The organism is Pseudomonas sp. NFACC32-1 (assembly GCF_900101215.1).
Taxonomy (GTDB): Bacteria; Pseudomonadota; Gammaproteobacteria; order Pseudomonadales; family Pseudomonadaceae; genus Aquipseudomonas.
Genome location: NZ_FMUL01000028.1, coordinates 1 through 16124, shown reverse-complemented (window position 1 = coordinate 16124; position 16124 = coordinate 1). Strand labels below are relative to the sequence as shown.

Below are 16124 nucleotides of genomic sequence, written 5' to 3'. Positions count from 1 at the left end.
CAGTTGCTGGCCCGGATCAAGCGCATCACCCTCGACGCCTACGGCCATCAGGACTTGCCGTTCGAACAGGTGGTGGAGGCGTTGCAACCGGAACGCAGCCTCGGCCACAGCCCGCTGTTCCAGGCCATGCTGGTACTCGGCAACACCCCGCAGGACCAGGCCCTGGCCCTGCCCGGCCTGAGCCTGACCCCGCTGGCCCCGGCCACCGGCACCACCCAGTTCGACGTGAGCCTGTCCCTGAACGATGACGGCGACATCATCGCCGGCCAGTTCGAATATGCCACCGACCTGTTCGATGAAAGCACCATCGCCCGTTGGGGCCAGCATCTGCTGCAACTGCTCGATGCCATGCTGGAGGATGCCACCCAACCAGTGGCGACCTTGCCGCTGCTGGATGAGTCACAACGCCGGCAATTGCTGGAAACCTTCAACAGCGCCAGCGCGGTCCTCGACGAAGACCCGGCGCGCTTCCCCCATGCGGTCTTCGAAGCCCAGGCCGGGCGCACGCCGCAAGCCGTGGCACTGGCGGGCGACGGACAGACCCTCAGCTACGCCGAGCTCAACGCCTGGGCCAACCGCATCGCCCATGGCCTGATTGCCCTGGGTGTGCGGCCCGACGACACTGTCGGCCTGTGCGCCCGACGCAGTCCGCAGATGGTCGCTGGCCTGCTGGGCATCCTCAAGGCCGGGGCGGCCTATGTGCCGCTCGATCCGCAATACCCGGCGCAACGCCTGACCCATATGCTGGCCGACAGCGCGCCCCGGGCGCTGGTACGCCAGCAAGACCTGGACACCCTGCCGCTGCCGGCGGGCCTGGCCACCCTCGAAGCGGACAGCCCGGCGCTGCTGCAAAACCCGACCCATAACCCTGGGATCACGGACCTGCACTTCGGGCACCTGGCCTACGTGATCTACACTTCCGGCTCCACCGGGTTGCCCAAAGGGGTCATGGTGGAACATCGCGGCCTGCGCAACCTGCTGGACTGGTACCTGGACGACCTGGCCTTCCATGCCGGCGATGCGGTGCTGCTGGCCTCGTCCTATAACTTCGACCTGACCCAGAAGAACATTCTCGCCCCGCTCATGGTGGGGGCCTCGCTGCACCTGGCCGAAGAACCGTTCAACCCTGACGCCATCGTCGCCCAGATCGCCAGGGCGGGTATCAGCCATATCAACCTGTCGCCCAGCGCGTTCCACGCGCTGGTGGACGCCGACCGGCAACAGGCATTGGCGTGCCTCAAGCGGGTGGTACTGGGGGGCGAGCCGATCCAGGTCGCCATGCTGGAAAAACTGCCGTTGCCGCGCCCGGCGATCATCAACAGCTACGGACCCACCGAGTGCAGTGACGTAGTGGCCTGGTACACCGCCGACCGCGACCTTGCCCATTACCGGAACCGCTCGATCCCCATCGGCCGGCCGATCCGCAACATGCAACTGCATGTGCTGGACGACCATGGACAATTGTTGCCGGTGGGCGTGTCGGGCGAGATCCACATCGGTGGCGTCGGGGTCGCGCGCGGCTACCTCAACCGCCTGGAGTTGACGACCGAGCGCTTCATTGCCGATCCGTTCAGCGACCGGGCCGGTGCGCGCCTGTACAAGACCGGTGACATCGGTCGCTGGTTGCCCGACGGCACCCTCCAGTACCTGGGACGCAACGACGACCAGGTGAAGATCCGCGGCCTGCGTGTCGAGCTGGGCGAAATCGAGGCGGCCCTCGCCGCCCTCGATGGGGTCCGGGAAGCGGCGGTCGTCCCCCGCGACCACCAGGGCGGCGACAAACGCCTGGTGGCGTATCTGTGCGGCGAGCCGGCATCGGCCGAACAATTGCGCGCCGAGCTCCTGGGTCGCCTGCCCGGACACATGGTGCCCAGTGCCTTCGTGGTGCTGGACGCATTGCCCCTCACCCCCAACGGCAAGCTCGACCGTCGCGCCCTGCCCGAGCCGGGCCAGGACGCCTACGCCAGCCGGACCTACGAGGCGCCCCAAGGCGAGGTGGAAGTGGCTATCGCCGGGATCTGGCAGCAATTGCTGGGGCACGAGCGCATTGGCCGGCATGACGGGTTCTTCGAACTCGGCGGACATTCGCTGATGGCGGTCAGCCTCATCGAACGCCTGCGCGAACAAGGCTTGAACGCCGACGTGCGCAGTGTCTTCAGTGCGCCGACCCTGCGAGAACTGGCTATCGCACTGGGCGACAGCACCCACACCGCCTTCCAGGCACCGGCCAACCGCATTCCGGCCGACTGCCAGCTGTTGACCCCGGACATGCTGCCGTTGGTGAAACTCACCGCGCAGCAGATCGAGCGCCTGGTCGGCGCCGTGCCGGGCGGCGTCGCCAACGTCCAGGACATCTACCCCCTGGCGCCCCTGCAGCAAGGCATCCTGTTCCATCACCTGCTCGGACACGAAGGCGATGCCTACCTGGTGCGCTCGATGCTGGAGTTCGACGATCGCCAGCGCCTCGATGCCTTTATCGGCGCCCTGCAGCAAGTGATCGATCGCCACGACATCCTGCGCACCTGCGTGCATTGGGATGGCCTGCCCCAAGCGGTGCAAGTGGTACAGCGCCACGCGCGGTTGCCGGTGCACAGCGTCACCTTGAACGGACATCAGGACCCGCTCGGCCAGCTCGAAGCCTTGAGCGATCCACGGCAACTGCGCCTGGACCTGCGCCAGGCGCCGTTGATGCGTGCCTGCATTGCCCGGGATCCGCACTCCGAACGCTGGCTGCTGGCGCTGCTCAACCACCACATGGCCAGTGACCATGTGACCCTGGAAATCGTCCTGGAAGAGATCCACGCGATCCTCCATGGACAAAGTGAAAGCCTGGGCGCCGCACAACCGTACCGCGACTTCATCGCCCAGACCCAGGCCACCCCGGCCGAGGTCCACGAAGCCTACTTCACCCGGCGACTGGCCGACGTCGATGCCCCTACCGCGCCCTTCGACCTGCTCGAAGTGCAGGGCGACGGCAATCACATCGAAGAAGCCAGCGTGCAACTGAGCGTCGAACTCAACCTGCGCCTCCGGGCCCAGGCCAGGGAACGAGGCATTACCCCGGCGACCCTGTTCCACGTTGCCTGGGCGCAGGTGCTGGCCCGCTGCACCGGGCGCGACGATGTGGTATTCGGCACAGTGGTCGCCGGACGCCTGCAAGGCTCCGCGGGGGCCGAACGGGCCCTGGGCGTGTTCATCAACACCTTGCCGGTACGGGTGTGCCTGACCGGTTGCGGTGCCAACGAGAAGGTCCTGGCGACCCACCGCGACCTGGTGGAACTGCTGGACCACGAGCAAGCCTCCCTGGCGCTGGCGCAGCGATGCAGCGGCGTGCCCAGTGCGTTGCCGTTGTTCACCACCCTGCTCAACTACCGGCACCAGCGCGACGACAGCCAGTTGCAATGGCCGGGCATGCGTATCCTCGACAGCGCCGAACGGACCAACTATCCGCTGACCCTGTCGGTCAACGACTACGGCGATGCCCTGGGGCTGACCGTGCAAAGCGTCCGGGCGGTGGACCCGCAGCGTATCTGCGCCTTGATGCAACGGGCCCTGGAACAACTGGCCCAGGCCCTGATGTACACGCCGCAGATCCCTCTCATGCAACTGGACGTGTTGCCTCCAAAGGAGCGCACGCTGCTGCTGGAGACCTTCAACCAGACCCGGGTGGATTACCCGACGCACCTGTGCATCCAGCAACTGTTCGAAGAACAGGTGCGCCGGACGCCGGACGCCTGCGCACTGCTCGACAGCCGCACGCAGCTCAGCTACACCGAGCTCAATGCCCAGGCCAATCGCCTGGCCCATCACCTGCTGGCAGCAGGCGTCCAGCCAGGGGACCTGGTCGCCATCTGCGTCGAACGCGGTGTGTCCATGATCACGGGCCTGCTGGGGATCCTCAAGGCCGGTGGCGCCTACGTGCCGCTGGACCCGACCTACCCGGCCGAGCGCCTGGCCTCGATCCTCGACGACGCCCGGCCACGCCTGCTACTGGCCGATCCGGTGGGACGCACGGCGGTGGGTACGCTGCAGGAAGGTACCCGCTACCTGGCCATCGAACAGGCCCTGGCGGCCCAGGCCAACAGTCGCGATCCGCAACTGGACGGCTCGGGCCTGACCCCGGCCCACGTGGCCTATGTGATCTACACCTCGGGCTCCACCGGCAAGCCCAAGGGGGTGATGATCGAACATCGCAACCTGGTGGCCTCGACACTGGCCCGGGGCGCGGTGTACGGGCCGGCGATCGACAAGCGCTTCCTGTTGCTGTCCTCGATTGCCTTCGACAGCTCCGTGGCCGGGATCTTCGGCACCCTGGTAGGCGGCGGCACCTTGTGCATCCCGGATGCCGAGACCGCACGCGACCCCGAGGCCATCGCCCGCTTCATCGACCAGCAGGCCGTCACCTCGTTGCTGTGCGTGCCGTCCCTGGGCCGCCTGGTACTGACGAGCCTTGCCAGCGGTAACGGCCACGGCCACCTGCGGGAAATGATCGTTGCCGGCGAGGCCTGCCCGGCGCAACTGGTGCAGGAGTGCGCCGAGCTGGAGCCGGCCATCGCCCTGTACAACGAATACGGCCCAACCGAAGCCACCGTCTGGGCCACGGTACATCGCTGCACTGCCGAGGACCGGGGCACCGTGCCGATCGGCCGCGCCATCCCCAACAGCCGCCTGTACGTGCTCGACGAGCAGCGCCAACCGGTGCCCCTCGGCGTGCCGGGTGAGCTGTACGTCGGGGGCGCGGGTGTCGCGCGAGGCTACCTGGACCGTGCCCAGCTGAACGCCGAGCACTTCCTCGCCGATCCGTTTTGCCCTGGCGACGAGACGCGGATGTACCGCACCGGCGACCTGGTGCGGCTGCGCGCCGACGGTGTGCTCGAATTCCTCGGACGCAACGACCAGCAGGTGAAGATCCGTGGTTTCCGTATCGAACCGGGTGAAATCGAAGCCCTGATGCTGACCCTGCCGGGGGTGCGCGAAGCCACGGTCATCGCCCGGGAGGACACGCCTGGGGCGATGCGCCTGGTGGCGTACCTGAGTGTCGAGCCGCACCTGGCCGGTCGCAACGCCAGCAGCACCCTGCGGCCATACCTGACGTCGCAACTGCCGGACTACATGGTCCCGGCGGCGTTCGTGGTGGTGGAGCGGTTGCCGTTGAGCCCCAACGGCAAGCTGGACCGCCGGGCCCTGCCCGCGCCGCGCAGCGAAGACTTTGCCTTGCGCCAGTACGAAGCGCCCAACGGCGAGACCGAAGAGCTGCTGGCGCAGATCTGGGCCGACCTGCTGGGCCTGGAGCGGATCGGCCGGCACGACGACTTCTTCGAGCTCGGCGGTCATTCGCTGCTGGCCGTGCAAGTCACGCTGCGGGCACGGGAGACCTTCGCCGTCGAGGTGCCGCTGCGGAGTGTGTTCGAGCACCCGTCGCTGCTGGCATTGGCCGACCTGATCACCACCCTGCAACTGGCGCAGTTCGAGTCGGATGAATTGATGGACCTGCAACAAGAAATGGCTTCGCTGTCTGAAAGCGAACTGCTCGCTATCGTCTCCAAGGATGCTTAAAAATTGAACGAACATAACGATAGTCTCGACCAGTTGAAACGTGCCGCACTCCTGCGTCTGCTCAAGCAACGCGGCGCCACACGGGTCATCGAAACGGCTCATGAAGCCATTCCCGGCGCGGATCGCGACGCTCCCCTGGCGCTGTCGTTCGCCCAGCAGCGGCTCTGGTTCCTCGACCAACTGGACCCGACGGCCAGCGCCGCCTACCACATACCCGCCGTGCTGGTCCTGCGCGGCGCTCTCGACCGGACCGCCCTCATGGCCGCCCTCGACCGTCTCGTGGCGCGGCATGAAAGTCTGCGCACCACCTTTCGTCGCGACGGCGAACAGCCGGTGCAGGTCATCGCCCCGGCCGATTGCGGCTTCGCCCTGGCCGAACATGACCTCAGCCACCTGCCCGCGGACGAAGCCGGACGCGAGGCACAACGCCTGGCCGAAGACGAAGCGGCGCAACCGTTCGACCTGCTGCATGGACCGCTGATCCGTGGCAGCCTGCTGCGCCTGGGCGACGCTGAGCACCGGTTGCTGATCACCCAGCACCACATCATTTCCGACGGTTGGTCCATCGGCATCCTGGTCAAGGAATTCGCCGCGCTCTATGGCGCGTTCAGCGCTGGACAGGCCGATCCGCTACCGCCCCTGGACCTGCAATACGCCGACTACGCCGCCTGGCAACGCCAACACCTGGAGGGCGAGCGTCTCGACCAGCAGGTGGAGTTCTGGCGCGCCCAGCTGGCCGGCGCCCCGGCCCTGCTCTCGCTCCCCACCGATCGGCCGCGCCCGGCGGTGCAGAGCTACCGTGGCGAAACCCTGGGTTTCGACCTGCCGGTCTCGCTGTCCAGCGCCATCGTGCAGTTCGCCCAGTCGCGCGCCGCGACGCCATTCATGACCCTGATGGCGGCCTGGGCAGTCCTGTTGGCGCGCATCAGCGGCCAGCAGGACCTGGTGATCGGCACCGTTGCCGCCAACCGCGACCGCCAGGATGTGCAATCGCTGATCGGCTTCTTCGTCAATACCCTGGCCTTGCGCATCCGCCTGGAAGCCAACCCGACCCTCGACCAGGTGCTGCAGCAGGTCAAGCAGACGATGCTGGACGCCTCCAGCCGCCAGGACACACCGTTCGAGCTGGTGGTCGAAGCCCTCAAGCCGCCGCGCAGTGCCAGCCACAGCCCGGTGTTCCAGACCATGCTCTACACCAACGCAGGGGGCGCCGGCGGCCAGTTGCACCTGCCGGGGCTGGACCTGGAGTTCCTGCCGTCACGCAAGGACAACACCCAGCACGACCTGTCCTTGCACATCGACGAGGGCGGCCCGAGCCTGTCCTGCAGCCTGTCGTACTCCACCGCGCTGTTCGATGCCAGCACCGTCGAACGCCTGGCCAACCGTTTCGAACGCCTGCTGCGCTGTTTCACCGAAGCCCCGGACACCCGTATCGGTGCGTTGCAGCTGGATCCGGCGCTGGCCCTGCCCGATGTCGTCGCCCAGGCGCCCATGCCACAGCGAATGCCCTTGTCCTATCACCAGGAACGGCTCTGGTTCGTCGACACCTTCGAGAACGGTTACCTGTACGAGGCCAACCCGGTCTATCACAACATTCCCCTGCTGCTGGAACTGGCCGGCGAGTTGCACCAGCCGGCCTTGCAAACCGCCCTCGACGGGTTGCTCGCCCGCCATGCGATCCTGCGCTGCCGGGTGTCGAGTGACGATGGCGCCAGCGCCTGGCAATGCTTCGACGGGCCGGCGAGCCTGTCCCTGGAAGTGATCCAGGGCCAGCCGGACGACCTGGCGACCCTGGCCCTGGCCGAGACCCGCCGGCCATTGACCATGAACGGTGGCAGCCTGGTACGTGCCTGCCTGGTACAAGGGGACGAACACAACGCCGTCCTGGCGATCGCCGTGCACCACCTGCTGGCCGACCGTACCTCCATGCAACTGCTCAAGCGCGACCTGCTGGCTCTCTATGAAGCCGCCTGCGCCGGACGCAGCGCCGAACTACCGCCCCTGTCCCTGACCTACGGCGACTTCGCCGCCTGGCAGCGGCAGTTGCCGGCGGCGCTCACGGAGAACCTGCGGGCCTACTGGGCCTATCAACTGCGGGGCAAGCTGCAGGCCCTGGAACTGCCGTTGAATCGTCCGCGGATGGCCGTGCATGTGTTCGCCGAGGCGACCCATGACTTCACCATCGAAGCGGCCTTGGCACGTCGTCTCGAAGCTTTGGCCCGGGAAACCGGCGTCAGCGCCGACAGCCTGGCCCTGAGCGCCTTCACCGCCCTGCTGCGACGCTACGCCGGACACGACGAACTGGTGGTCGGCACCACGGCCGCTTGCCGAGAACCGGCCTTGCGCGATGTGGTCGGGCCGCTGGACAACCTGCTGGTGATGCGCGGTCTCTGCGCCAGCGATACCACCTTGCAGGAACTCTGGGAGCAGACCGCCGACAACCTGAGCCAGGGCCTGCGCCATCGCCACATGCAGTTCGACCAATTGGTGCTGGCCCTCAACCCGGCCAAGGACATGAGCCGCACCGCGTTGTTCGATGTGCTCTTCAATTTCCAGCGCAGCACCGATACCGGTGCCCTGGTTGCCGGCCTGGCGGTCAATACCCTGGAAACCAACCTGGGCTATGGCAAGAACGACCTGCACCTGCTGATTTCGGCCGGCGAGCAGCAGTGGTCCGGCCATCTGGTGTACAACGCGCAGTTCTTCGACGCCGGCTTCATCGAACAACTGATGCGTCACTACGTGCGCCTGCTGCAAGCCTTCGTCGAGGACGCCGGGCAGTGCATCGATGACGTCAACCTGCTGGACGCCACCGAGCGGCAGCGGCAGATCATCGACTTCAACGACAGCGAAGCGGCCTGGCCCGACACCCTGACCCTGCAGCAGATTTTCGAGGACCAGGCGCGCCAGCACCCGGAGCGCATCGCCGTCAACCTGGGCCAGGAACGCCTGAGCTATCGCCAGCTCAACGAGCAGGCCAACCGCCTCGCCCACCACTTGCGCGCCGCGGGCGTGCAACCGCAGGAACCGGTGGCCATCGCGCTGGATCGCTCGGTGCAGATGATCGTCGCCACCCTGGCAGTGCTCAAGGCCGGCGGTGCCTATGTGCCCATCGACCCGGCCTCGCCCCAGGATCGCATCGCCTATGTGCTGCGCGACAGCGGCACGCGCAAGGCCATCGCTCGCCCGGACATGGCGCCGACGTTGCAGGCATTGGGCATCGAGGCCTTCGAAGCCAACCCGGACAACGGCGCCAGCAGCGCCAACCCGCCTTGCGTCAATGCCCCGGACCACCTCTGCTATGTGATCTACACCTCGGGCTCCACTGGCGAGCCCAAGGGCGCGCTGCTCGAACACCGCAATGTGGTGCGCCTGCTGCACACCAATCGCCCGGACTTCCAGTTCAGCGCCGACGACGTCTGGTCGCTGTTCCACTCCAACGCCTTCGACTTCTCGGTCTGGGAAATCTTCGGCGCGCTGCTCTTCGGTGCGCGCCTGACCCTGGTACCCGACGCCCTGCGCCGTGATCCCCAAGCGTTGCTGGGCTTCCTCGAAAGCGAACAGGTCAGCGTCCTGAACCAGACGCCTTCGGCGTTCCATCAGCTCAGCGCCGCGGCGCTGGCAGCCGCGCACGTGCGCCTGGAACGGCTGCGCTATGTGATCTTCGGTGGCGAGAGCCTGGAGCTGGGCAAGCTCGACGCCTTCCACCGCGCCTTCGGCCACGTGGCCCTGGTGAACATGTATGGCATCACCGAGACTTGCGTCCACGTGACCTACAAGGCCATCGGCGCGGCGGACATCGCCGCCGGCATTTCCAACGTCGGCCGGCCGATCCCCACCACCGTGGCCTATGTGCTCGACGCCCGTCAGCGCTTGCTGCCGCTGGGAGTGGCCGGGGAAATCTGTGTCGGCGGGCTGGGCGTGGGCCGGGGCTACCTGAACCGTCCGGCACTGACCGCCGAACGCTTCATTGCCGATCCGTTCCGTCCCGGCGAGCGGCTGTACCGCTCCGGGGACCTGGGCAAACTGCTGGACAACGGTGAGATCGTGCATCTGGGCCGGATGGACGCCCAGGTGAAAATCCGCGGTTTCCGCATCGAACTGGGCGAGATCGAAGCCAAGCTGCTGGCCTGCGACGGCGTGCGCGAAGCCCGGGTGCTGGCGCGTGAAGACGCCAGCCAGGGCAAACGCCTGATCGCCTATCTGATCCCCCGTCCCGGGGCGGTGCTGGAAGTGACCGCCCTGCGCAAGCAGCTGGGGGCCACCCTGCCCGACTACATGATCCCGACGGCCTTCGTCAGCCTGCACGCCTACCCGCTCACCGCCAACGGCAAACTGGACCAGGATGCCTTGCCGGCACCGGACCTGGACGCCATGTCCGATCGCGGCTACGTCGCCCCCGAGGGGGCCACTGAAAAGGCCCTGGCACAGATTTTCCAGGAGCTGCTGGGCCTGGAGCGCGTCGGCCGCAGCGACAGTTTCTTCGAACTGGGCGGGCATTCCCTGCTGGCGGCGCAACTGGTGGCTCGGGTGCGCCAACAGCTGGGCGGCGAGCTGATGTTGCGCGAACTGTTCAGCCATCCCACCGTGGCAGAACTGGCGCGGGTGGTGGGCAACCTGCAAAGCAGCGCCATCGAGCCCCTCGAACCGGCCGACCGCAACGCACCGCTGGCGCTGTCGTTCGCCCAGCAACGCCTGTGGTTCCTCGACCAGCTGGACCACGCCGCCAGCGTCGCCTATCACATGCCCGCCGCCCTGCACCTGCGCGGCCACCTGGATCGCCACGCCCTGCAACGCGCCCTGGACCGTATCGTCGCCCGCCACGAAAGCCTGCGCACTACCTTCGAACGCCATGGCGAACAGCCGGTGCAGATCATCGCCCCGGCCGACTGCGGCTTCGCGCTGGCCGAACAGGACCTGAGCGCGCTGCCGTACGAGCAGGCCAGCCTCAGTGCGTCGCGCATCGGCAACAGCGAGGCCCTGGCGCCGTTCGACCTCAGCCAGGGACCGCTGATCCGTGGGCGCCTGCTGCGTTTGGCCGATGACGAACACATCCTGCTGATCACCCAGCACCACATCATCTCCGACGGCTGGTCGGTGGGTATCCTGGTCAGGGAACTGGCCGCCCTCTACCGGGCGTTCAGCCAGCAACAGCCCGATCCCCTGCCGGCGCTGCCGATCCAGTACGCCGACTACGCCGCCTGGCAACACCGGACCCTCAGCGGCGAACGCCTCGCCCGGCAGGCCGACTTCTGGCGCGACCACCTGGCGGGGGCGCCGGCGCTGCTGTCGTTGCCCACCGACCGCCCACGCCCGGCGACGCAAAGCTACCGGGGCGGCGATGTGCCGGTGCAGATCCCGGCGGCATTGCGCCAGCGGCTGGAGCATTTCTGCCAGGCCCACGACGTCACGCTGTTCATGGCGCTGCTCAGTGCCTGGTCGGTGCTCATGGCCAGGCTGGGCAACGAGCGGGACGTGGTCATCGGCGTGCCGACGGCCAACCGCGGCCGTACCGAAACCGAACAACTGATCGGCTTCTTCGTCAACACCCTGGCCCTGCGGGTGGACCTGACGCAGAACCCCAGCGTGACCCAGCTGCTGGCGCAGATCAGACAGACGACGCTGGCCGCCCACGAGCACCAGGACATTCCGTTCGAGCAGGTCATCGAAGCCGTGCAGCCGCCACGCTCGCTGAGCCACAACCCGCTGTGCCAGGTCGCGCTGTCCCTGGACAACACCCCGGGCGGCACCGAGCTGAGCCTGCCCGGCCTGACCCTGATGCCAGTGGCCCAGGCCCATGAAACATCGCAGTTCGACCTGATGCTGACCCTGGGCAACGACGGCGGTACGCTGGCCGGTGTGATCGAGTACGCCAGCGACCTGTTCGATCGCGGCACCGTGGAGCGGTTCGCCCAGCACTTCCAGATCCTGCTGGCGGCCATGGTCGAAGACGTCGAGCAACCCGTGCTCGGTTTGCCATTGCTCAGCCCGGCACAGCGCCAGGCTTCGCCGGCGGTACTGCCGCCCAAGGCTGTCTTTGCCCCCGGCCTGCTGGTTCACCAACGCTTCGAAGCGTTCGCCAGCGCCCAGCCCCGGGACATCGCCCTGGTCTTCGGCGAGCAGGAACTCAGCTATCAGGCGCTCAATCGCCGGGCCAACCGCATCGCCCGGCAACTGCTCGCCCAAGGGGTACGCCCTGACGACCGGGTAGCGATCCTGGCCCGGCGCGGCGTGGAGATGGTCTGCGCGGTGCTGGCCGTGCTCAAGGCCGGCGCGGCGTACGTGCCGCTGGACCCGGCCTATCCCGCCGAGCGCCTGGCCTATCTGCTGGACGACAGTGCCCCGGTGGCCTTGCTGGCGCAGCCGGATTGCCTGGACGCCCTGCCCGCGCACCGAGTGCCATGGGTGAGCCTGGACGACTACGTCCCGGCCGCCGACCTGGCGGACGATTCGCTGGATGTGAACCCGCTGGCCGACGACCTAGGCCTGACGTCCCGGCACCTGGCCTATGTGATCTACACCTCCGGTTCCACCGGGCTGCCCAAGGGGGTGCTGGTGGAGCATGGCAATGTCGCCCGGCTGTTCGACGCCACCGCCGAGCTGTTCAGCTTCGGCAGCGACGACGTGTGGACGCTGTTCCATTCCTTTGCCTTCGACTTCTCGGTCTGGGAAATCTGGGGCGCCCTGAGCTACGGCGGCAAGCTGGTGGTCGTGCCGAGCGAGATCGCCCGCTCCCCCGATGATTTCTACGCGCTGGTGTGCCAGCACCAGGTCAGCGTCCTGAACCAGACGCCGAGCGCCTTCCGCCAGTTCATCGAAGCCCGGGAACGCAGCGACCGGGAGCACAGCCTGCGGGAAGTGATTTTCGGTGGCGAGGCTCTGGACTTCCGCAGCCTGCGGCCGTGGACCGCTCGCACGGCGCTGACCCGGACCCGCCTGGTGAACATGTACGGGATCACCGAGATCACCGTGCACGCCACTTACTACCCCGTCAGCCAGGATGAAATCGACGCCGGCGCTCCCAGCCTGATCGGCCCGCCATTGCCCGACCTGTGCCTGCGCATTCTCGACGACTATGGACAACCGGCCCCGGTGGGCGTCGATGGCGAGATCTACATCGGCGGCGCCGGCGTGGCCCGGCATTACCTCAACCGCGACGAGCTCAATGCCCAGCGGTTCATCGCCGACCCATTCGCCAGCGAGCCCGGCGCGCGGCTGTATCGCACCGGCGATATCGCCCGCTACCGGGCCGACGGCGGCGTGGTCTATGTGGGCCGCAACGACTCACAGATCAAGATCCGCGGTTTCCGCATCGAACTGGGAGAAATCCAGGCCCAGCTGTTGGCCTGTGCCGAAGTCCGCGAAGCCCTGGTCACCGTGCGCGAAGACCAGCCCGGCGACAAGCGCCTGGTGGCCTACCTGATCGCCCATGACGGGGTCGTCCCGGAGTCGTCCGCCTTGCGCAGCCAACTGGCGAGCGTGCTGGCCGAACACATGCTGCCCAGCGCGTTCGTGACCCTGACGGCCTGGCCGCTGACCACCAACGGCAAGCTGGACCGCAATGCCCTGCCGGCGCCGGATGCATCCGCCACCGCCAGCCAGCATTACGAAGCCCCGCTGGGGCCGGTCGAAAACACCCTGGCAAGTGCCTGGCAGGAACTGCTGGGGGTCGAACAGGTGGGCCGCCACGATCATTTCTTCGAACTGGGTGGGCATTCGTTCCTGGTCATCAGCCTGATCGAGCGCCTGCGCCAGGCCGGCCTGCAACTGGACGTGCGCACGGTATTTTCCGCCCCGACCCTCAAGGCCATGGCAGCCGTCCTGGCCGGTGGCGACAATGCGCGACGGGCCGTGCCGGAGAACCTGATCCCCACCGGCTGCACCGCCATCGAACCGCAGATGCTGCCCCTGGTCACCCTCAGCCAGGGGGAAATCGAGCAGATCGTCGCCGACGTTCCCGGCGGCGCCGGCAATGTCCAGGACATCTACCCCTTGTCCTCGTTGCAGGAAGGCATCCTGTTCCACCATCTGTTGCAGTCCGAAGGCGATGCCTACCTGATGCGCACCGTGGTGACCTTCGCTCGGCGCCAGTTGCTCGACGATTTCCTCGCCGCCGTGCAGGTGGTGATCGACCGCCACGATATCCTGCGCACCGCCTTGCGCTGGCAGGGCCTGCCGCAACCGGTGCAGGTGGTGCATCGCCAGGCCCGGCTGCCGGTGGTGGCCCTGGAGTGCGCCCCCGGCGAAGACGCCCTGCAGGTCCTGCGCGACCATACGGACACCCATCACCTGCGACTCGACCTGCAGCGGGCGCCGCTGATCGCGGCCTACATCATCCACGATGAACCGGGTGACCAGTGGCTGCTGGCGCTGCTCGACCATCACCTGGTCAGCGACAACGTGACCTTGCGCCTGATCATGCTGGAGATCCAGGCGGTGCTGGCCGGCCAGGCCGACAGCCTGCCGCCGTCCCAGCCGTACCGTAACTTCATCGCCCAGGCGGCCAGCGTGTCCCAGGCCGAACACGAGGCCTACTTCCGTCGCCTGCTGGCCGATGTCGACTCCACCACCGCGCCTTACGGCGTGCTGGATGTACGAGGCAACGGCGCCGGGATCAAGCGTGCGGTCCGCCCTCTGGGCGATGAACTCAGTGCCCGGGTGCATCGCACCGCGCGCCAGCAAGGGGTGCCGACTTCGGTGCTGTTCCACGCTGCCTGGGGCCTGGTGGTGGCTGCCACCAGCGGCCGCGACGACGGGATCTTCGGCACCGTGCTCTCGGGTCGCTCCCAAGGCACCGCCGGGGCCGACCACGCCCTGGGCATGTTCATCAACACCTTGCCCATGCGCATTCGCTTGCAGCAGCACACCGTCAGCGACATCGTCCGTGACGCCTACCAGCAGCTCAGTGAACTGCTGACCCACGAGCAGGCATCCCTGGCCCTGGCCCAGCGATGCAGTGCGGTGGACGCCTCGCTGCCACTGTTCACGGTGATCCTCAACTGCCGGCATGGCGACCTGGTGAACGCCTCCGGGGAAAACGTCGAGGACATGGGCGAGCAGGAAGGCATGCACTTCATTGCTTCGGAAACCCGTACCAACTACCCCATCGAAATCGCCGTGGCCAACGTGGGCAATGGGTTCTCCCTGACCGCCCAGTCCATCACCGGGATCGACCCGCACCGCATCGCCGCCTACCTGGGCCAGGCCGTCGCCGCCCTGGTGCAGGCCCTGGAGCAAGCCCCCGAGCGCCTCGCCAGCAGCCTGGACGTGCTGCCCGACGACGAGCGCCAGTTGCTGCTGCGCGACTTCAACCGCACCGCCACCGACTTCGGGCCGGCCCAGCCGATCCATGCCCTGTTCGAAACCCAGGTCCGGCTCGCCCCCGACGCCGTGGCCCTGGTCTGCGAAGACCGCCAGCTGACCTACCGCCAGCTCAACCGCCGCGCCAACCACCTGGCCCGCCAGTTGCTCGCCCTCGGCGTGCAGCCCGATCAACGGGTCGCCATCTGCGCCGAGCGCAGCCTGGACATGATCGTCGGCCTGCTGGGCGTGCTCAAGGCCGGCGCGGCCTATGTGCCCATCGACCCGGCCCACCCCGCCGACCGCATGGCCTTCATGCTCCAGGACAGCCAGCCACTGGCGGTGCTGACCCAGTCGGCGCTGTCGCTGCCCACCGGGGACCTGCCGTGCCTGCTGCTGGACACTGACGCCTCGCTGCAGGCCGCCCACGATGTGGCGTTCGACGTGAACCCGCGGATCGCCGGCCTGACTCCGCAACACCTGGCCTACGTGATCTACACCTCCGGCTCCACCGGCCAGTCCAAGGGCGTGATGGTCGAGCACCGCTCGGTGTTCAACTTCTGGCAGGTGATGCGCCGCACCACCCACCAGCATTGCCCGGCCCCGGCCACCGTGGCCTTGAATGCCGGCTTCTTCTTCGACATGTCGATCAAGGGCATCGCCCAGCTGTTCTGCGGCCATCGCCTGGTGATCATCCCGCAACTGATCCGCGCCAGCGGCCACGAGCTGCTGGACTTCCTCGAACAGCACCAGGTCCACGCCTTCGACTCCACCCCGTCCCAGCTCGACACCCTGCTGGCCGCCGGCCTGCTGGAGCGCCAGCGTTACCAGCCGGTCAGCGTGCTGCTCGGCGGCGAGGCGATCAACAGCGCCACCTGGGAGAAACTGCGCAACTGCCGGAACATCCGTTTCTACAACATGTACGGCCCCACCGAGTGCACGGTGGACGCCACCCTCGACCTGATCCGCGACCTGGGCGACCGTCCGAGCATCGGCCGGCCGTTTGCCAATGTGCAGGTCCATGTCCTCGATGCCCGGGGCGAACCGACGCCGTTGGGGGTGGCCGGGGAAATCCATATCGGCGGCATCGGCGTGGCCCGGGGTTACCTGAACCGGCCGGAACTGAGCGCCGAGCGCTTCATCGCCGACCCGTTCAGCGACCAGCCGGATGCGCGCCTGTACAAGACCGGCGACCTGGGTCGCTGGCTGGCCGACGGCACGCTGGAATACCTGGGCCGCAACGACTTCCAGGTGAAGATCCGGGGTTT

At 67.4% G+C, this 16124-nt stretch carries 1 protein-coding gene and 3 pseudogenes; all 4 read left to right on the top strand.

Going from position 1 to position 16124, the window contains the following annotated elements; all coding sequences use genetic code 11:
- Positions 1–3: 3 nt before the first annotated feature.
- Positions 4–408, top strand: a pseudogene (locus BLP99_RS27010) (condensation domain-containing protein); the annotation flags it as partial.
- Positions 382–5157: pseudogene (locus tag BLP99_RS25820) on the top strand (amino acid adenylation domain-containing protein); the annotation flags it as partial. The pseudogenes BLP99_RS27010 and BLP99_RS25820, both read left to right, overlap by 27 nt.
- Positions 5131–5556 carry a phosphopantetheine-binding protein gene (locus tag BLP99_RS27005; RefSeq protein WP_441295932.1) on the top strand — a complete coding sequence of 142 codons (426 nt, stop codon included), beginning with the start codon at positions 5131–5133 and terminating at the stop codon, positions 5554–5556. The pseudogene BLP99_RS25820 and the gene BLP99_RS27005, both read left to right, overlap by 27 nt.
- Before the next feature lie 120 nt (positions 5557–5676).
- Positions 5677–16124 (top strand): annotated as a pseudogene (locus BLP99_RS25815) (amino acid adenylation domain-containing protein); the annotation flags it as partial.